The sequence below is a fragment of the Fontisubflavum oceani genome (assembly GCF_030407165.1).
In the GTDB taxonomy this organism is placed as follows: domain Bacteria; phylum Pseudomonadota; class Alphaproteobacteria; order Rhodobacterales; family Rhodobacteraceae; genus Rhodophyticola; species Rhodophyticola oceani.
Genome location: NZ_CP129111.1, coordinates 24675 through 42262 on the forward strand (window position 1 = coordinate 24675; position 17588 = coordinate 42262).

The window sequence follows — 17588 nt, forward strand, 5'->3', positions numbered from 1 at the left end:
GCGCGCTAGCCCTTCATCACATTGACATCTTCCACCGCGATCGTGCCGCGGTTGCGGAAGAAACAGACCAGAATGGCCAGACCAATCGCCGCCTCGGCGGCAGCAACGGTCAGAACGAACATGGTGAAGACCTGCCCCGTCAGATCACCTAGGAAGCTGGAGAAGGCCACAAGGTTGATATTGACCGCGAGCAGCATCAACTCGATCGACATCAGAATGACGATCACATTCTTCCGGTTCAGGAATATCCCGAAAATCCCAATGACGAACAGTGCCGCTGCCACCGTCAGGTAATGTTCCAGTCCAATGGTCACTGTTCGACCTCCAGCAATTCTGGGTAGTAGATTGAGCAGCCATGCAATGGGTCAAAGCGACTGCGTCGTGGCCAGATAGCCATGAACTCATCGAAATCTGTTACAACTCTAAAGTCTTCCGCACTGGCCAAGGCCAGGACATCCGAGACCTCGCTCACCCGCGAGAGAGCGATGGGCCCATGGGGCGGCTGGAGGTACTCGATCGCTCTGATCAGCTCAGCCAGCTCTGGATCGGGAAACTGTCCTAGCAGTTCCGGTGGTGGTAGCGTGCCAAGAACCATTATGGCTTCGCCCGAATTGCAATCGGTGAATAGCAAGTACTCGCGGCGAACAAAAGGGCACAGGAACACCCGTTCGAGACGTTGCCCTATCCGACCACTTCCGATGTCTATGACAGGAAGACCGCGCCACATACCGTCATCCCGATCAACAGAATCTTGGTTGTGAAACGCGTCGATGCCAGCCCCCACAAAGCTGCCATCGGCGCTATACTCAGTCGGATTTTCGAAATCGATCAACGGCACCCGGAAATCGCAGGCTAACGCCGACATTCCCTGCAAGAAAAAGCCCGCTAAGAATGAGACAATTGCCGCCGTCAACCTCACAGCCCCTGCCCCGGTTTCACGTCTTTCAATTCCATCGCCTTGGCCGGATCGCGCATCATCTGGGCCACCACGTCCTGGCGTTTTATGTCCTGGCGATGGCGTAGCGTCAGCACGATGGCACCGATCATCGCCACCAATAGGATCAAACCTGCCAGTTGGAAGAGCAGGATGTATTGATCATAGATCAGCAGGCCCAGGGCTCGCGTGTTGTGAATCTCATCCAGCGGCGGTGTGGGGTTGCCCAGGCGCTGATCAATCCCTTCGGAGAACTGCCAGGTGCCGAGCGCCAGCCCCAGTTGCATCAGCAGCACGATACCGATCAGCCCCGCGACGGGGACGTATTTGGCCATCTCCGCCTTCAGCTCGGCAAAATCCACATCCAGCATCATCACCACAAAAAGGAACAGCACCGCGACCGCGCCGACATATACGATGATCAAGAGCATCGCGACAAATTCCGCACCTAGCATCACGAACAAGCCCGCCGAAGACAGGAAGGCCAGGATCAGCCAGAGCACCGAATGCACCGGGTTGCGCGCCACGACCACGAAAAGCGCCGCCGTCACGACCGTGATCGCAAAGAGGTAAAATGTGAAATCCGCGATGCCCATCGCTTACTCCCCCGCCCCGTCAATGGCGTCTTTGGCCAGTTCCATGGCTTTGTTCATTGCCGGAACCCCGGCAAACATCGCGGCCTGACCGATGGTCTCGGCAATCTCTTGCGGCGTCGCGCCGGCCTCAATGGCGTGGCGTACGGTCAGCCGGATTTGCGGCTCGGCCACAGCGCCCTGAATGGTCAACCCCTGCAAGGTCAGCAACAGCCGGGTTTTGGCGTCCAGCCCTTCGGGGTTGAACTGCTTACCCCAGAAGGTCTCCAACACCTCCGATGGGATGGTCGGCCACATCTTGTCAAAGCCTTGCGGCGTGAAACTCGCCATCGCAGGGTTCAGAGCTTTCACCCAATCCTGGGTCATCTCTTGGGTCTGCGCCAGCATCGCGGCAAAGGGGTTCTGCGGGGCGTCATTCATCGGTAGGGCGCATCCAATTCGAGGTTGCGGGCGATCTCCGCCTCCCAGCGCTCGCCGTTTTCCAGGAGCTTGGCCTTGTCATAGAACAGCTCTTCGCGGGTTTCGGTCGCGAATTCGAAATTCGGCCCTTCGACAATTGCATCCACCGGGCAGGCCTCTTGGCAGAAGCCGCAATAGATGCATTTCGTCATGTCGATATCATAGCGCGTCGTCCGGCGACTGCCGTCTTCACGCGGTTCGGCATCGATGGTGATGGCCTGGGCCGGGCAGATCGCCTCGCAAAGCTTGCAGGCAATGCAACGCTCTTCGCCATTCGGATAGCGGCGAAGCGCATGCTCTCCCCGGAACCGCGGCGAGAGCGGGCCCTTTTCATGCGGGTAGTTCACGGTGGCTTTCGGCGCGAAGAAATACTTCATCCCAAGCCCGAAGCCTTTGAAGAAATCGGCCAGCAGAAAGTATTTCGCAGCGCGATTATAGTCGATCTGAGTCATCGGTTAGCCTCCAATCGCCCAACGGGCATAGGCGCCGCCAAAAAGTTCGAATTTCGCCAGGAAGGACACGATAACGACCCAAGCGAGGGAGAACGGCAGGAACACTTTCCAGCCAAGCCGCATCAACTGATCGTAGCGATAACGCGGCGTGATGGCTTTCACCATCGCGAAGAGGAAGAAGAAGAACGCCATTTTGGCGATCATCCAAAGCGCGCCATCCGCGATGCCCGGGATCGGGGAGAGCCAACCACCAAAGAAGAGCAGCGTAATCAGCGCGCACATCAAGAAGATCGCGATATATTCACCTGCCATGAAAAGCAGGAACGGCGTCGCGGAATACTCCACCTGATAGCCCGCCACGAGTTCGGATTCCGCCTCCGGCAAGTCGAAAGGCGGTCGGTTCGTCTCGGCCAGCGAGCTGATGAAGAACAGGAACACCATCGGCAAATGCGGCAGCCAGTACCAGCTAAAGAGCCCGTAAGACCCATCCTGCGCCCGCACGATATCGCCGAAATTCATGCTGCCCGTGGTGATGATTACCCCGATGATGATGAGGCCAATCGAGACCTCATAAGAAATCATCTGCGCCGCCGAGCGGAGCGAGCCGAGGAACGGGTATTTCGAGTTCGACGCCCACCCCCATGATCACGCCATAGACCTCGAGCGAAGACATGGCGAAGACATAAAGGATGGCCACGTTCAGATCGGCCAGAACCCAAGTGTCATTGAACGGAATGACCGCCCAGGCGATGATCGCCAGCACGAACGAGGTCATCGGGGCGAGCATGAAAACCGGCTTGTCGGCCCCGGCTGGCACGACCACCTCTTTCACGATGTATTTCAGCGCGTCGGCCACCGATTGCAGCAGGCCAAACGCCCCCACCACATTGGGCCCGCGGCGCATCTGAACCGCTGCCCAGATCTTGCGGTCGCCATAAACCAGAAACAGAAGCGAGATCATCACGAAGCCGATGATCAACAGGCTCTGCGCGGCCATGATCAAGATGATGCCAGGGGTTGTTGTAAAGAAGCCGTCCATCAGTCCTCACACCGTCGGTATGCCTTGCTCAGCACAGGCCGCCGCCACCACTTCGGCGTCAAGCGTCTGCAACCCTCGCGGGAGCGCCGGTGAGATGGTGTAAACCGCATCTCCGCGCCAAACGCCACCCTCTTCCTGCACATTTGTGCGGACATGTCGCGCAAAGCCATAGCCCCGGATTAACGTATATTGCGCCGCCGCGCATTTGGCATAGTCCTCCACATCCGCGCGTGTGGCCATACCCGTCATTTGCACCTGAAAATTAACAAGCTCGTCATCGAGAAGCCGAGTCTCGACTCCATCGTAAAACGCCGCGCGATTTGGGCTGTCCACCGGTCGACCATCGACACAGGCCGCCAGCAGGCAGAGCGCGGCAAACCCGGTGACGACAGGAGAGAAACCCAGCCCCGCCAAGCGGCGTCACTCCGCCGCGATTTTGGTCGTGGTGCGGGCCTTCGCATTGGCGCTGAGTTCGGCCATCAACTGGCTTGCGCGGGTGATCGGGTTGGTCAGGTAATGATCAGTCACGGCATTGACGAAATCCGCATCGCCCGGGGCTTTCAGCGCCAGCTTTTGCCACTCATTGGCCGGCACCTCGTCGATCATCGCCAAATGCGGTGCCTCGGCCACCAGCGCCTGGCGCAATTGCGTCAGCGAGTCGTAGGGCAAGGTTGCCCCGATCTCGGCTGAGAGGGCGCGTAGGATTGCCCAATTCTCCTTCGCTTCGCCAGGGGCAAAGCTGGCGCGAAGCGCCAATTGCGGGCGACCTTCGGTGTTCACGAAGAGGCCTTGCTCCTCGGTATAGGCCGCAGCAGGCAAAATGATGTCAGCGCGATGGGCGCCCCGATCGCCATGCGACCCTTGGTAAATCACAAAGGCCCCGGCGGCGATCTCCACCTCATCGGCACCCAAGTTATAGACCACTTCGGCCCCATCCACGGCGGCGGCCATGCCGCCTTCGGTCACGCAGCCCGCGTCCATCGCGCCGACACGGGAGGCGGCGGTGTGCAAAACGAGCAGTTGCGAGTCGGTTTCTTCGCAGAATTGCATGACTTGGCTCAGAACCGCCTCGCCATCAGCCTCGCGCAACGCGCCTTGGCCCAAGATCACCAAGCTCTTCTTGCCCTGAACCGACGGATGCTCTTTGCCAAGCTGCGCGCTCAGGTCTTTGCGGCCCGTGCCCAGATGGACATAGTCATAGGTCAGGTCCACTGCCTCGCCGATCAGGCCGACAACTGCGCCTTTGGTCCAGGCTTTGCGGATACGCGCGTTCAACACCGGCGCTTCGGCGCGTGGATTGGTGCCGACCAGCATGATCGCCTGCGCGTCATCGATATCTTCAATCGTCGCCGTGCCAACATAGGCCGAGCGGTTGCCCGCCGGCAGTTTCGCCCCATCGGTGCGGCATTCAACGCTGCCGCCCTGCCCTTCGACAAGCTGTTTCAGTGCGAAGGCAGCCTCGACCGGGACGAGATCGCCGACCAAACCGGCCAGTTTCTTGCCTTTCATAGCTTCGGCAGCCGCTGTCAGGGCCTCGCCCCATCCGGCGGGTCGAAGCTTGCCATTTTCACGGATATAAGGCGTGTCGAGCCGCTGGCGGCGCAGCCCGTCCCAGACATAGCGCGACTTGTCGGACAGCCATTCCTCGTTCACGCCATCATGGTTACGCGGCAAAATCCGCATCACTTCGCGGCCCTTGGTATCCACCCGGATGTTGGAACCAAGCGCATCCATCACATCGATGGTCTCGGTCTTAGTCAGCTCCCAAGGCCGAGCGGTGAAGGCGTAGGGCTTCGACGTCAGCGCACCCACCGGGCAGAGGTCAACGATATTGCCCTGCAACTCAGAATCGAGCGTCTGGCCCAGATAAGAGGTGATTTCCGCATCCTCGCCCCGGCCGGTCTGGCCCAGTTCCGGCATGCCCGCGACCTCGGTGATAAACCGCACGCAGCGGGTGCAGGAGATGCAGCGCGTCATGGCCGTGCCCACCAGCGGGCCGAGATCCATATTATCCACGGCGCGTTTCGGCTCCCGGAAGCGGGAGAAATCGACACCATAGGCCATCGCCTGATCTTGCAGATCACATTCACCACCTTGGTCGCAGATCGGGCAATCCAGCGGGTGGTTGATGAGCAGGAACTCCATCACGCCTTCACGAGCCTTCTTGACCATTGGCGAATTGGTCTTCACCACTGGCGGCTGCCCTTCTGGGCCGGGGCGCAAATCGCGCACCTGCATGGCGCAAGACGCGGCGGGTTTCGGCGGGCCGCCCACGACCTCCACCAAACACATCCGGCAATTGCCCGCGATCGACAGCCGTTCGTGATAACAGAAGCGGGGGATTTCGACCCCGGCTTGCTCACAGGCCTGGATCAGCGTCATCGCCGGATCCACTTCAATCTCTTTGTCGTCAATGACGATTGTGCGCAGCTCGCTCATCGGTGCGGGTCCTCACTGGCCCAGGTCAAATCAGCCCCAGGTGTGCCGTTCCCCGCCTTCTAACCCTCTCGGAGCAATCTGCCAATTGTAGAACCGGCGGAAATTTCGTCGCGGCCCACCTGACAGATGGTTTCCGGCACGTCCTCTGAGGCACCTTGCTGCGCCAACCATCGGCGCGCTAGGCCCCGCACCCGCTCTTTTTCGATGTCATCATCAATATAGGCTGCGATCTCACTCTGAGAATAGCCGAGCGACAAGGCCCGGTTGAACAAGGGAAGCGCCGCCAACCGCGCCGGACCGCGCCGTCTTTCGATCGTCGGGCAATTGTCCTCAATCAGCCGCCCAATCGCGGCGACCAACACGCCGCTCGCGATCTGCGGGTCATCGCGCAACCCCTGCCATCTGTCCTCTTGGGCCATCGCCATCGACGTTAATAAACCGAAGCCCGAGACCAGCACGCAGAGGCCCAGCACTTTCGCATAATGTTTCATCTCAAATCCTTCACGAGATCCGTCCTGCAATCAGGATGATCTGGGGTTTGCGACATTTGATATTCAATAACACGGCGTCACTATGGGCGATTTCCTGCGCTTTTCCCCTCGAATATGGGATTTCACGCCGATCTATGACGCACCGCGCTCGAGTCTTTCGGTCCGCGGGTAGAGCAGTTCGAGAGGTTTTGGCCCTAAAGCCGCACGCCCCAAAATGTGATGATGAGGTAGATCGTCGTCGCAATGAATATGAGCGTCAAGATCGAGTAAAACGCCGTCTCCATCCGCTCCGGCGTGTTCAGCATCAGCGCGATGACCGAGGCCAGCATGGCCCCCAGAACCACGCCCAGGATCGAGCCGCCAATACCCCAAGTATAGCCCAAGACCATCCCCGCCACGCAGCAGCAGAGAAAAATCAACGTCAAACCAACGCGATAAACGCTTGCCATGAAACTGCCCCTCGTCATGCATGTCGGCCCGTCATACACTGCGGGCCGGTATTCTTGATTGTTGCCAGAATAGAAAAAATCAGATTTTCAGCAAGATCAGACTGTGCATGTGGCAACTTGGCTGAGTCCGCCGTGCCACAGGGCGCGCCTATCTCTCGTCACCAGTGTGAATCTGACGGGGCGCAAAAGGGCCTAGAGTCCCCGGCGATGGGTCCGATGTGGACGGCCCCCTATCCACCTAATGGGAATCTAAGCAAGAGCGTTATCGACAGGAGCAGGCCACCCAGCTAACGGACCAGCCGCGCCATCTCAGAGCGCCTGGGCCGGTGAGCGATCTTGAAGCAGCCGGACCTGCAAGGCGTGATGCCAGGATACTGATGATCTCGACGGCCTAAAAAAACGCTGTCGTCACTCCGCCGCGATGGCCGCGCCGCGTTTATGTTTGATCCGGTCCTCGATCTCATCGCGGAAATGCCGGATCAGGCCTTGGATCGGCCAAGCGGCGGCATCACCCAGGGCGCAGATCGTGTGGCCTTCCACCTGTTTGGTGACGTCGAGCAGCATGTCGATCTCTTCGACCTCCGCTTCGCCCTTCACCAAACGGTCCATCACCCGCATCATCCAGCCGGTGCCTTCGCGGCAGGGCGTGCATTGGCCGCAGCTTTCGTGCTTATAGAATTTCGAGAGCCGCCAGATCGCTTTGATGATGTCGGTGGAGTTGTCCATCACGATCACCGCCGCCGTTCCAAGGCCGGATTGCTGTTCCCGCAACCAATCGAAATCCATGATCGCGTCTTCGCGCATCACCGAGCCGGGCAGGCAAGGTACCGAGGATCCGCCGGGGATCACGGCCTTAAGATTGTCCCAGCCGCCGCGAATGCCGCCGCAATGACGCTCAATCAGCTCGTCAAACGGGATCGACATCTCTTCTTCGACGACACAAGGGTTATTCACATGGCCAGAGATCGCGAACAGCTTGGTGCCGGAGTTGTTCGGGCGGCCAAACCCCGCAAACCAATCCGCCCCCCGCCGCAGGATCGTTGGCACCACAGCGATGGATTCTACATTGTTCACGGTGGTCGGGCAGCCATAGAGCCCCGCGCCTGCCGGGAAGGGTGGTTTCATCCGCGGCATGCCCTTTTTGCCTTCAAGGCTCTCAAGCAAAGCGGTTTCTTCGCCGCAAATATATGCGCCTGCGCCATGAGCGAGGTAGAGGTCGAAATCCCACCCCGACCCGGCCGCGTTTTTGCCAAGCAAGCCATTGTCATAGCATTCATCAATCGCGGCCTGCAGCGCCTCGCGCTCGCGGATGTATTCGCCACGGATATAGATGTAGCTGACATTCGCGCCCATCGCGAAGCTCGCGATCAAACACCCTTCGATCAACGTATGCGGGTCATTCCGCATAATCTCGCGGTCTTTGCAGGTGCCGGGTTCGGATTCGTCGGCATTCACCACCAGATAGGACGGGCGGCCATCGCTTTCTTTCGGCATGAAGGACCATTTCAACCCGGTGGGGAAACCCGCCCCGCCGCGTCCGCGCAGGCCAGACCCCTTCATGATCTCCACAATCTTATCGCGGCCCAACTGCACCAGCTTGTCAGTGCCATCCCAATGGCCACGGCTCTTCGCACCGGCCAATGTCCGGTCATGCATGCCGTAGAGATTGGTGAAAATCCGATCTTTGTCCTGGAGCATTTATCCGTCCTTATCCTCCGTGCCGCGCGCCCGACGGTCGCGCCGCGCCTTATGCACCTGATACGTCACAAAAAGCGCCCAGACCAGAGCCGCGATTGCCGCAAGGTCGAACAAAAACACAAACCGGGCTGGCAATCCCAACTGGCCACCCAAGAGTTGCGCCCCCATCCAGATCACCATCGTCGCCGCCATAACAATCGCGGCCAGACGAATCTGGCGCACATTGCGGTGGTCGGGATCGGTGGATTGAGGCATGGGTCGCGGTCACATTGGTCCTGGCCTGGTGGGTCTATCCCAGATCGCGGGCGGCGCACAATGCACACCGCCCGTTTTGGCGTGACTTACTCGGTCGCCAGCACTTTCGCCTGCCCAACCAAGTCGAACCGAGCCACCAGGGCTTTGAAACCCGGTTGCTGTTCGTTCAGCCAATCAATGCCAACCGTGTCCAGCGACGCGATTTGGTCATAGTGGTAGATACCAAATTCGCCCAAGGTCTCCGCCAGCTTTGGCCCGATCCCCGAAATGACGGTCAAGTCATCCGCTTTGCCGTCAAGTGGCGCGTCCAACAAATGGGGGCTCGCGGTGACCGGCTTGGTATCCGGCACCACGTCCGGCTCGGCGGCGATGGGCGCAGCCTCGGCGGGCTTCGGTTTCGAAGCCTCGGCTTTTGGCGCGGGAGCCGGTGCCGGTGGGGTGACATCCAGGTTGGCCGGGATCCCCCCGTCACCCACGCGTGACAGAGCCGACCAAAACGTCACCGGAGCCGTAAGACCCAGATGCGCCCCTTGCAGCGCGGCGGCGCCATAGAACGCGGTGGAATAGTTGACCATGTGAAGAAGGTTTTGCTGAGCCGCGACGGACCCAAGCCAGAGATTCTCTGCCAGTTTCATTTTGCTCTCCTAAGCGGCAGTCACAACTTCCTCCCAAGGGTCAATATACATCGCCTTCATCAACTTTCTTGGAAAAATCGGTCTCACCCCCTGCGGCCAATAGCTTCGCCTGCTCGACCCAGGTGTCGCGACTGACCCGGCCCTTGAATCCTTTGAGATTGGCATCGACCCAAGCCACCTCATCAGCAGTCCACGCGGCAATCTGATCGAAATGGTAATAGCCCATCTCGTTGAGCATCTGCTCAAGCTTCGGCCCAACGCCTTTCATCTTCTTGAGATCATCTGCGCCACCTTCACGAGCGGCCGCGAGCCCTTGAGGTTGTGTGCCCGCATCGGAAACAGACGTTGGCGCGGGTGTCGATACAGGCGTAGGCTCTACGGCCTCTGTCGGCGCGGGTGTCTCGGGTTCTGCCTCGGGCGCCGGCGTGACCACAGGTGCTGGCGGCGCGCTTGCGGCGGTTGATGCGGGGCGCGCCATCGTCTCACTCGCCGTTTGCGCCCTGTTGCAGAAGAGCATCTTCAGCAGATAAGCCGCGCCGATGCCGACCAAAGCGCCGACGATCAGTGCCCCGAAAAACCCCCAACCCGCCGTTGAGATCAAAATGATCATCAGCAGCAGGCCCAAAACGCCACCTGCAATCCAACAGATCGTTGCGCAGCTTGGCGCGCCCGACGGCTCGTTCATCTGACATCTCCCCTAGACTTGTGATGCGTTTTCGCGGTCACAAGCTAGCGTGAGAAATCGGCCCTGTCTTGCCTTATTCTGGAAGCGAAACCACGGGCCTGGGCGACCCAATCATCGCGTTCAATGCGGCCTTTGAACTTCAACCTGGCGTCAACCCAGGCGATCTCGGCCTCTGACCAGGCGGCGATCTGGTCGAAATGCCAGAAGCCCAACTCGTTCAACACGCCCTCAAGCTTCGGTCCAACGCCCGAGATCCGTTTCAGATCATCGGCCCCGCCGTCGCGTGGGGCGCTCAGCGTTTCTGGTTCCACCTCAGCCACCGCCGGCTCAGAGGCAAGCGCAGCTGCTGGCTTTGGTGTCGGCGCGGCCTTTGCGGCAGGCGCAGGCGTAGCTTTGGGTTTCGCGGGCGCCTCGGCGACATCGCCGCCCGACTGGCGGCCCCAATTGGCGATCAGCGGCACTTCGGTCCCGTCGATCCGTTTGATCGTGTCGCCAATATCGGTGGCCAACCGCGCCGAGACGTTCAGACTGTCTTTGCCCGCTTCATAGTCTTTCAGCGAGGTAAGCCCACCCGCCGGTTCGGAGGCGTAGCGCCCATTCTGCGGCCCGGGCGTCGGAACGCGGCCTGCGGCCATCTCATCGATAATCCAGCCCAGCTTCTCCGCCGTCAGGTCTTCGTAATAATCCTTGCCGATCTGGGCCATCGGCGCATTGGCGCAAGAGCCGAGGCATTCCACTTCTTCCCAGGAAAACTTGCCATCGGCAGAGAGTTGATGCGACCGCTTGGCGATCTTCTCCTGACACACGCCGATCAGGTCTTCTGCGCCGCAGATCATGCAGGAGGTCGTGCCGCAAACCTGGACATGCGCGACCGATCCGACCGGCTGAAGCTGGAACATGAAATAGAAGGTCGCGACTTCCAAGCCACGGATATGGGCCAAGCCCAGCATATCGCAGACATATTCTATGGCCGGACGGCTCAGCCATCCTTCCTGCTCCTGCGCACGCCACAGAAGCGGGATGATCGCGCTGGCCTGTCGGCCTTCGGGATATTTGGTGATCTGCGCCTCGGCCCAGGCCTGATTGGCGGGGGTAAAGGCAAAACTGTCGGGTTGGTCGGGGTGAAGACGGCGGAGCATGTCAGGCGCGGTCCTTATACGTCAGGCCGGAGCGAGCGTGGCACGCGCTGATGCCTCCGGCGGGGATATTTTTGAAGCAGAGAAGCATGGGCGATACCTATCGATCCACCTCGCCAAACACGATATCGAGCGAGCCCAAGATAGCCGAGACATCGGCCAACTGGTGGCCTTTGCAGAGATGATCCATCGATTGCAGATGCGGGTAGCCGGGGGCGCGGATTTTCGAACGATAGGGTTTGTTGGTGCCGTCGGCGACCAGATAAACGCCGAACTCGCCCTTCGGCGCCTCCACCGCTGCATAAACTTCGCCCTCGGGCACGTGGAAACCTTCGGTGTAAAGCTTGAAATGGTGGATCAACGCTTCCATCGAGGTTTTCATGTCACCCCGGCTTGGGGGTGTGATCTTGCCACGCGCCATAATCTCGCCCGGCTCATTGCGCAGTTTCTCGCAAGCCTGGATGATGATCTTGGCGCTTTCGCGCATCTCGGCCATGCGGCAGAGATAGCGGTCATAACAATCGCCATTCTTGCCAACAGGGATCATGAATTCGAACTCATCGTAGCATTCATAGGGCTGCGCGCGCCGCAGATCCCAGGCGAGGCCCGAGCCGCGCACCATCACGCCGGAATAGCCCCAGTTCTGAATGTCCTCCTCGGTCACGACACCAATATCGGCATTGCGCTGTTTGAAAATCCGATTCTCGGTCAGAAGCCCGTCGATATCGTCCAGAACCTTCGGGAACCCCTTGGCCCAGCTATCAATATCTTCGATCAGATCGGGCGGCAGATCCTGTTGCACCCCACCAGGGCGGAAATAGGCGGCGTGGAGCCGCGCTCCGCAGGCGCGCTCATAGAAGATCATCAGCTTCTCGCGCTCTTCAAACCCCCAAAGCGGCGGGGTCAGCGCACCCACATCCAGGGCCTGAGTCGTCACATTGAGGATATGGTTCAAGATGCGCCCGATCTCGCAATAGAGCACACGGATCAACTGCGCCCGGCGCGGCACCTCGGTGCCGGTCAGTTTTTCGATCGCTAGACACCAGGCATGTTCCTGGTTCATCGTGCCGACATAATCCAGCCGGTCGAAATAGGGCAGGTTTTGCAGGTAGGTCCGGCTCTCCATCAGCTTTTCGGTGCCGCGATGCAGAAGGCCGATATGCGGGTCACAGCGCTCGCAAATCTCGCCGTCCAACTCCAGAACCAGACGCAACACGCCATGCGCCGCCGGGTGCTGCGGCCCGAAATTGATGTTGAAATTGCGGATCTGCTGTTCGCCGGTCTGCGCGTCTTCGAAGCCGCGCCCGGTATCTGTGCCGCCGTCCATCATTTCGCCGCCTCCTCGGATTTCTCATCCCCGGGCAGGATGTATTCCGCCCCTTCCCACGGCGACATGAAGTCGAACTGCCGGTATTCTTGCACCAAGCTCACCGGCTCATAGACCACGCGCTTCAGCTTCTCGTCATAGCGGACTTCGGTATAGCCCGTGGTCGGGAAATCCTTGCGGAGCGGATGCCCGCGGAACCCGTAATCGGTGAGGATACGACGCAGATCGGGATGGCCGAGAAAAGGATGCCGAACATGTCGAACACCTCACGCTCATACCAATTCGCCGAAGGGTAGAGGCTGCTGATCGAGGCCACGATCTGATCCACGCGGACCTGCGCTTTCACGCGAATACGGTGGTTTTGATACATCGAGAGGAAATGCCAAACGACATCGAAGCGTTTGTCCCGAGTCGGGTAGTCTACCGCCGTGATATCGATCAGGGTCGAAAACGCGCAATTCCGATCGGTTTTCAGGAACTCGACGAAATCGTCGACCTCGGTCGCCGTGATTTCCACAGTCAGCTCGCCAAAGGCGATCTCGGTGCCGACAACAGCGTCGGCTTGCTTTTCGGCGATATGCTCGGCCAGTTCGCGCAGGCTCTCGTCGCTCATTCTCGTCTCTCCTCGCGGGCGTCGCGGCCCTTAGCGGGTGATCGTCCCGGTCCGGCGGATTTTCCGCTGAAGCTGCAAAATACCGTAAAGCAGGGCTTCGGCGGTCGGCGGGCAGCCCGGGACGTAAATGTCCACCGGCACAATCCGGTCGCAGCCGCGCACCACGGAATAGCTGTAATGGTAATAGCCACCGCCATTGGCGCAGGAGCCCATCGAGATCACATAACGCGGCTCGGGCATCTGGTCGTACACCTTGCGCAGCGCCGGCGCCATTTTGTTGGTCAGCGTGCCGGCCACAATCATCACATCCGACTGACGCGGGGAGGCGCGGGGCGCGATCCCGAAGCGTTCAGCGTCATAGCGCGGCATCGAGGTGTGCATCATCTCAACCGCGCAACAGGCCAGCCCGAAGGTCATCCAGTGGAGCGATCCGGTGCGCGCCCAGTTGATGATGTCCTCGGTCGAGGTCAGCAGGAAGCCTTTATCCTGCAACTCGCGGTTCAACTCTTGCGTGGCCACTTCGCGGTCCGCGCCCGCAGTGTTCGCGCCAGTCATTACTGCCATTCCAACGCTCCCTTTTTCCACTCATAGGCGAAGCCGATCGTCAGGACGGCCAGGAAGACCATCATCGACCAGAACCCCACCATAGATATGTCGGCAAACGCCACCGCCCAGGGGAAGAGGAACGCAACTTCCAGGTCAAAGATGATGAACAGGATCGCGACGAGGTAGAAGCGCACGTCGAATTTCATCCGCGCATCGTCAAACGCGTTGAACCCGCATTCATAAGCAGAGACCTTTTCAGGGTCGGGGTTGCGCACCGCCAAAACCACGGCGGCCAGGATCAATACAATCCCCAAGCCGATGGCCAGAGCCAGAAAAATCAGGATCGGGGCATAGTCTCTGAGCAGGTCTTCCACCTGAGGTCTCCTTGGCTGGACTGCACGCCTGAGGACCATCGGTCCGGTCCTGCTCACCTCTATATCTGGCAACGGAGGGGGTCAACTACAGGCTGTGCGGCAAAAGGGGAGTTATGGGGATGCAACACCCAGAGAATGATCGAACCATTCTCGCGTTTCAGAATGGCGCGATAGATGTGCTTCCAGGCGTGATCGGCCTCTACGCTGCGCGCCCAAACCTCTCCGTGCCAGCAATGTGGCGAGAGCCTGCCGCCGCCGATATCCGAATCTTGGATCGGAAACATCCTTCGGAGAAGATGGGCTGAAGAGAGGCGGGCAATATCTGAAATCGCCGCTTGCAACGCCCAGGATCTGATCGCGATGATCGATACACTTTCCATCCTCGTTCTCTTGCTGGCCTTGGGCGGCCCCATTGCAATCGCGCAGATCGGTCAAAGATCGGTCGCAGGTGCCACGCGCCTCTCATTGAACCTTCTCCTGCAACTTCTCCTTACCTGTTTGGCGATCACTTGCCTTTGGATCGCCCTCGGCCCGCTGCGCGTCCCTGCAAGCGATCTTGGGCTTGGATTACCCGATCTCCACACATGGCTCTGGGGCGGAGCGATGTCCGTATTCTTTATCTTCGGGCTGGGGCCTATTCTCCTCCGCATGCCATTATGGCTTGGCCTTAAAGGGTTTGAAAAAACGCTGTCTGCGCTTGCCGACCTGCCGATCTGGTATCTTGTGTTGGCCGTTGTGGTTGGCGGCATTGTCGAAGAGCTTCTTTATCGCGGCATCGCCCTGGCGGTCCTTACGTCCTTGGGCCTTGACCCCATCCTTGCGGCGACATTCGTCGTCACTGCATTCGCTTTGGCGCATATCCCGATGTGGGGCATCGGACCGGCCCTGACCACGGCGATATCCGGCGCGGCCCTGACAGCTTTTTTTCTGTGGCATGGTGATCTTCTGGCCAATATCATCGCCCATGTCGTCACCGATTTTGCTGGCATCGTTCTGGGTCCGCTGTTCGCCCGGCTGCGGCGCTAAAATTGGTATTGAGAGGGAGGAGCGGATGACGCAGCCCGACGGTAACGCCGTTTATCAAACGATCGTGACGCGATGCCTGGCAGATGCCGATGTGTCCCTCGGCAAGATGCTCAATGCGCAAAGCCTTCAGGTGAGGGGGAAGAGTTTCGCCTATCTCGGCACTGATGGCCTGGTCGTGAAACTACCTGCCGACAGGGTCTCCGAGATGGAGAAACTGGACGTCGGCAAACGCCTGGTGGTCGGAAAGCGGACCATGAAGGAGTGGCTGGTCGTCGCTGACACCCAGTCTGACCGCTGGCCGGACTTGGTTGCCGAGGCGCAGCAATTCGTCGGCGGATAGTGACCTTGCAGATTGGGGGCTTGATAAGCCGCGAGGTTACGCCGAACGGGACCATGCGGGTCGGAGATGCTGGATCGGCACGGCGTTGTAACGTCCCACCCCATCTTCCAACTATCCAAGCATACGCAGTTCAAGGCTCGGCGGGTCGAGACCATAAAGCCCGGTCCACAGTGTCCCACCGAAGATATTGGCCGTCGGATCAAAAGCATTCAGAGAGACCCGTTCCGCCGCGCGCCAGGCGGCATCCCGATCAAGGTTCAGCCCCTGAAGCGCCGCCGACAAGTCTTCGTACCTTTCGACAGAGCCGGCATCGTCCGATCCAGCCGCATCGGTGCCTCGAGTGCCGGGCAGCGCGACCCGATGATTGGTGCAAACCAATCCGCCAGCCCGCGCGCCATGGGTGACATGGGTCCCATTTTCGTCCCACTCCAGAACGGCACTGTCGCCGTGTCGATCCGCGACGATGTAATGGCATGGCAGAAACACAGTATATTTGGGCAGATCGCGAAACAGCTCAACGGCCTCGCGAACGCACTCACACTGCTCAAGAAGAATGCGGACCACTGAGAGTTCGTCGACGCGATCGAAACGCGCGGCTTGTGGGGGTAGGTTTTCATTGGAAAGCGATAGTAGCGCCGCGCTAAACCCTACGTCATTTATCCCGTCGATCGCCCCAAGGAAGAGGTCCATGCCGACCAAAGAGATCGTGCTGCGGCCGATATCGGGTTCGATCTTCATCAAAATGACCGGGTCAACCATCGGTCGCGTTTGTGATGCTGGTATGCCGACGAGGTCCGCGAATGACCGCAACGTGAAGTCGAAATTGCGGATCAACATCGGCCCCGACGCGCCGGAAAAAGAGGCGGAAGAGCAGGCGAAGGGCTGCGGCTCATCCATCATGGGAAGGGTGTAAGGGTTCCCCCGAACACCCGATTTAGCGAGCTGCGCAGCCACGCCAGCGGCGCGTTGGGACAGCACTGGACAATGCGTTTGAAAGACCTCGTCCAAAGCCTCCGCGTCTCCGCCGGATGGCTCTTCTCTCTCCCAGGGTTGATCAAGCGTGGTGAGAGCGAAATCCGCAAGCTGTTGCCCGATCTCAAATTGCGAGCCGGCGAGGTCAAGCCTCCAAAAGTCGAATGGGCTTGTCGGCCTGCTATGTAATTTCTCCTTCGAAATACTCACCGCAAGTCACTCCGAAACACTCTGCCTGGAACATTGGGAGCGTTTGCGTGCAATTCAAGCGGACGGCTGCAGCGGTCAGATTGAGACGGCATTGTCGCGTCCTACCCCATCTTCTTTCGGTCCCAGCATATGTGGCTCAAAGTTTGGTGGGGTGGCAGTCAACCAGAGGAGGTACGGCATATGAGAGGGGAACCCTCCTCCCTCTCAAACGGCTCAGAGCGACCGTTCGGCCAGGACATGGGCAAGCCTTTGCGGCCAGTCTGCGCGCCCCGCTGCCGCTTTTCCCAATGCCTGATGCCCAAAATAGAGATGTAAGATCACATCGGCCGTCTCCTCGGCCCCATCGTGCGTACCATATCGAATCAAGACGCCCTTGATCGCATCCCGCAGCCGGTCGGCCATTCGGCTCGTGCGCGCCTTCACCTCTGGTTGCACCGGCCCCAACTCCACCATCGCGTTGCAGATAAAACACCCCCGCCCCGGGTCCGCCGGGGCCGCGAAGATTAGCGACAAGCATTCACTGGCGGTCTCAGCCTCGCAGGTCTGCAAAGCCCGCACGGTGCGCGAGACCACCTCCCGATCATAATGATCCAGTGTGGTCAGATAGACGCTCTCTTTATCCTTGAACGCCTTGTAGAAACTGCCGCGCGTCAGACCCATCGCATCCAGAAGATCGGGCAAATTTGTTGCCACATATCCCTGCCGCCAAAAAATATCCATCGCCCCTTTCAAAGCGGTCTCCGTATCAAATTCTCTTGGCCGGCCCATGGGGTTAAGCGCTCCATCCCGTGCGTCAAACATATCAATATCCTCTTCTATCACAGTCAGTTGATTTGTACCAATTGGTTCCTAATGGCACAAAACATCTGTTCCCGGCCACCTCGCCGCGAACATCTCCTCACATAAGCCAAAGCG

Annotated in this window: 22 protein-coding genes and 2 pseudogenes; 3 read left to right on the top strand and 21 right to left on the bottom strand. The window is 59.4% G+C overall.

All coding sequences use genetic code 11. The features are described from left to right. Window positions 1-5: 5 nt before the first annotated feature. The 19 genes and pseudogenes from nuoK to QTA57_RS00215 all read right to left on the bottom strand — a co-directional run bounded on the left by nuoK (window position 6) and on the right by QTA57_RS00215 (window position 14125). Window positions 6-314, bottom strand: coding sequence for an NADH-quinone oxidoreductase subunit NuoK (gene nuoK / locus QTA57_RS00125; protein ID WP_290153046.1), 309 nt, complete (start codon window positions 312-314; stop codon window positions 6-8). Further along, entirely contained in the window at window positions 311-913 is a 603-nt protein-coding gene (locus tag QTA57_RS00130) for a hypothetical protein (protein ID WP_290153048.1), read from the bottom strand. The genes nuoK and QTA57_RS00130 overlap by 4 nt, the downstream gene beginning before the upstream one ends. 2 nt (window positions 914-915) lie before the next feature. Further along, window positions 916-1524, bottom strand: coding sequence for an NADH-quinone oxidoreductase subunit J (locus tag QTA57_RS00135; protein ID WP_290154985.1), 609 nt, complete (start codon window positions 1522-1524; stop codon window positions 916-918). Between the two features lie 9 nt (window positions 1525-1533). After that, on the bottom strand, window positions 1534-1947 hold the full coding sequence (locus tag QTA57_RS00140; protein WP_145211079.1) for a carboxymuconolactone decarboxylase family protein: 414 nt from the start codon (window positions 1945-1947) through the stop codon (window positions 1534-1536). Continuing rightward, window positions 1944-2438, bottom strand: a complete 495-nt coding sequence (nuoI, locus tag QTA57_RS00145; protein ID WP_145211082.1) for an NADH-quinone oxidoreductase subunit NuoI — start codon at window positions 2436-2438, stop codon at window positions 1944-1946. The genes QTA57_RS00140 and nuoI overlap by 4 nt, the downstream gene beginning before the upstream one ends. A gap of 3 nt (window positions 2439-2441) precedes the next feature. Next, window positions 2442-3477 (bottom strand): annotated as a pseudogene (gene nuoH / locus QTA57_RS00150) (NADH-quinone oxidoreductase subunit NuoH). A 6-nt stretch (window positions 3478-3483) separates the two neighbouring features. Further along, window positions 3484-3882 carry a hypothetical protein gene (locus QTA57_RS00155; protein ID WP_407933526.1) on the bottom strand — a complete coding sequence of 133 codons (399 nt, stop codon included), beginning with the start codon at window positions 3880-3882 and terminating at the stop codon, window positions 3484-3486. Window positions 3883-3897: 15 nt separating this feature from the next. After that, entirely contained in the window at window positions 3898-5916 is a 2019-nt protein-coding gene (nuoG, locus tag QTA57_RS00160) for an NADH-quinone oxidoreductase subunit NuoG (RefSeq protein ID WP_290153051.1), read from the bottom strand. A 59-nt stretch (window positions 5917-5975) separates the two neighbouring features. Next, window positions 5976-6407 carry a DUF5333 domain-containing protein gene (locus QTA57_RS00165; RefSeq protein ID WP_290153052.1) on the bottom strand — a complete coding sequence of 144 codons (432 nt, stop codon included), beginning with the start codon at window positions 6405-6407 and terminating at the stop codon, window positions 5976-5978. Window positions 6408-6601: 194 nt separating this feature from the next. After that, window positions 6602-6856: a hypothetical protein gene (locus QTA57_RS00170; protein ID WP_290153053.1), complete on the bottom strand. Its 255-nt coding sequence runs from the start codon at window positions 6854-6856 to the stop codon at window positions 6602-6604. A 408-nt stretch (window positions 6857-7264) separates the two neighbouring features. Continuing rightward, on the bottom strand, window positions 7265-8554 hold the full coding sequence (gene nuoF / locus QTA57_RS00175; RefSeq protein WP_290153054.1) for an NADH-quinone oxidoreductase subunit NuoF: 1290 nt from the start codon (window positions 8552-8554) through the stop codon (window positions 7265-7267). Continuing rightward, window positions 8555-8809 carry a DUF5337 domain-containing protein gene (locus QTA57_RS00180; protein ID WP_290153056.1) on the bottom strand — a complete coding sequence of 85 codons (255 nt, stop codon included), beginning with the start codon at window positions 8807-8809 and terminating at the stop codon, window positions 8555-8557. Between the two features lie 86 nt (window positions 8810-8895). Continuing rightward, window positions 8896-9444, bottom strand: a complete 549-nt coding sequence (locus QTA57_RS00185; protein ID WP_290153058.1) for a hypothetical protein — start codon at window positions 9442-9444, stop codon at window positions 8896-8898. 40 nt (window positions 9445-9484) lie between these two features. Beyond that, window positions 9485-10129, bottom strand: a complete 645-nt coding sequence (locus tag QTA57_RS00190; protein WP_290153060.1) for an NADH:ubiquinone oxidoreductase — start codon at window positions 10127-10129, stop codon at window positions 9485-9487. A gap of 44 nt (window positions 10130-10173) precedes the next feature. Next, window positions 10174-11268 (bottom strand): NADH-quinone oxidoreductase subunit NuoE, encoded by a 1095-nt coding sequence (gene nuoE / locus QTA57_RS00195; RefSeq protein ID WP_290153061.1) that lies wholly within the window; start codon window positions 11266-11268, stop codon window positions 10174-10176. A gap of 97 nt (window positions 11269-11365) precedes the next feature. Further along, window positions 11366-12595: an NADH-quinone oxidoreductase subunit D gene (locus QTA57_RS00200; protein ID WP_290153063.1), complete on the bottom strand. Its 1230-nt coding sequence runs from the start codon at window positions 12593-12595 to the stop codon at window positions 11366-11368. Further along, window positions 12592-13205: pseudogene (locus QTA57_RS00205) on the bottom strand (NADH-quinone oxidoreductase subunit C). The gene QTA57_RS00200 and the pseudogene QTA57_RS00205 overlap by 4 nt, the downstream one beginning before the upstream one ends. Window positions 13206-13235: 30 nt before the next feature. Then, window positions 13236-13760, bottom strand: a complete 525-nt coding sequence (locus QTA57_RS00210; protein WP_171558626.1) for a NuoB/complex I 20 kDa subunit family protein — start codon at window positions 13758-13760, stop codon at window positions 13236-13238. Next, a complete protein-coding gene (locus QTA57_RS00215; RefSeq protein WP_290153065.1) occupies window positions 13760-14125 on the bottom strand; it encodes an NADH-quinone oxidoreductase subunit A in 366 nt (121 codons plus the stop codon). Before QTA57_RS00215 ends, QTA57_RS00210 begins: the two co-directional genes overlap by 1 nt. Before the next feature lie 119 nt (window positions 14126-14244). On the opposite strand from QTA57_RS00215, the gene QTA57_RS00220 reads away from it, so the two are divergent. From QTA57_RS00220 to QTA57_RS00230, 3 genes are read left to right on the top strand one after another with little or no spacing between them, the layout of a single operon-like run. Continuing rightward, entirely contained in the window at window positions 14245-14430 is a 186-nt protein-coding gene (locus QTA57_RS00220; protein ID WP_290153066.1) for a hypothetical protein, read from the top strand. Between the two features lie 55 nt (window positions 14431-14485). Continuing rightward, window positions 14486-15151 (top strand): CPBP family intramembrane glutamic endopeptidase, encoded by a 666-nt coding sequence (locus QTA57_RS00225; RefSeq protein WP_290153068.1) that lies wholly within the window; start codon window positions 14486-14488, stop codon window positions 15149-15151. Between the two features lie 25 nt (window positions 15152-15176). Beyond that, window positions 15177-15491 carry a hypothetical protein gene (locus tag QTA57_RS00230; RefSeq protein WP_290153070.1) on the top strand — a complete coding sequence of 105 codons (315 nt, stop codon included), beginning with the start codon at window positions 15177-15179 and terminating at the stop codon, window positions 15489-15491. A 111-nt stretch (window positions 15492-15602) separates the two neighbouring features. On the opposite strand, the gene QTA57_RS00235 is transcribed toward QTA57_RS00230, so the two are convergent. Next, window positions 15603-16673, bottom strand: coding sequence for a C45 family autoproteolytic acyltransferase/hydolase (locus QTA57_RS00235; protein WP_290153071.1), 1071 nt, complete (start codon window positions 16671-16673; stop codon window positions 15603-15605). Between the two features lie 213 nt (window positions 16674-16886). Beyond that, a complete protein-coding gene (locus tag QTA57_RS00240; protein ID WP_171565942.1) occupies window positions 16887-17393 on the bottom strand; it encodes a TetR/AcrR family transcriptional regulator in 507 nt (168 codons plus the stop codon). Window positions 17394-17588 lie beyond the last annotated feature (195 nt).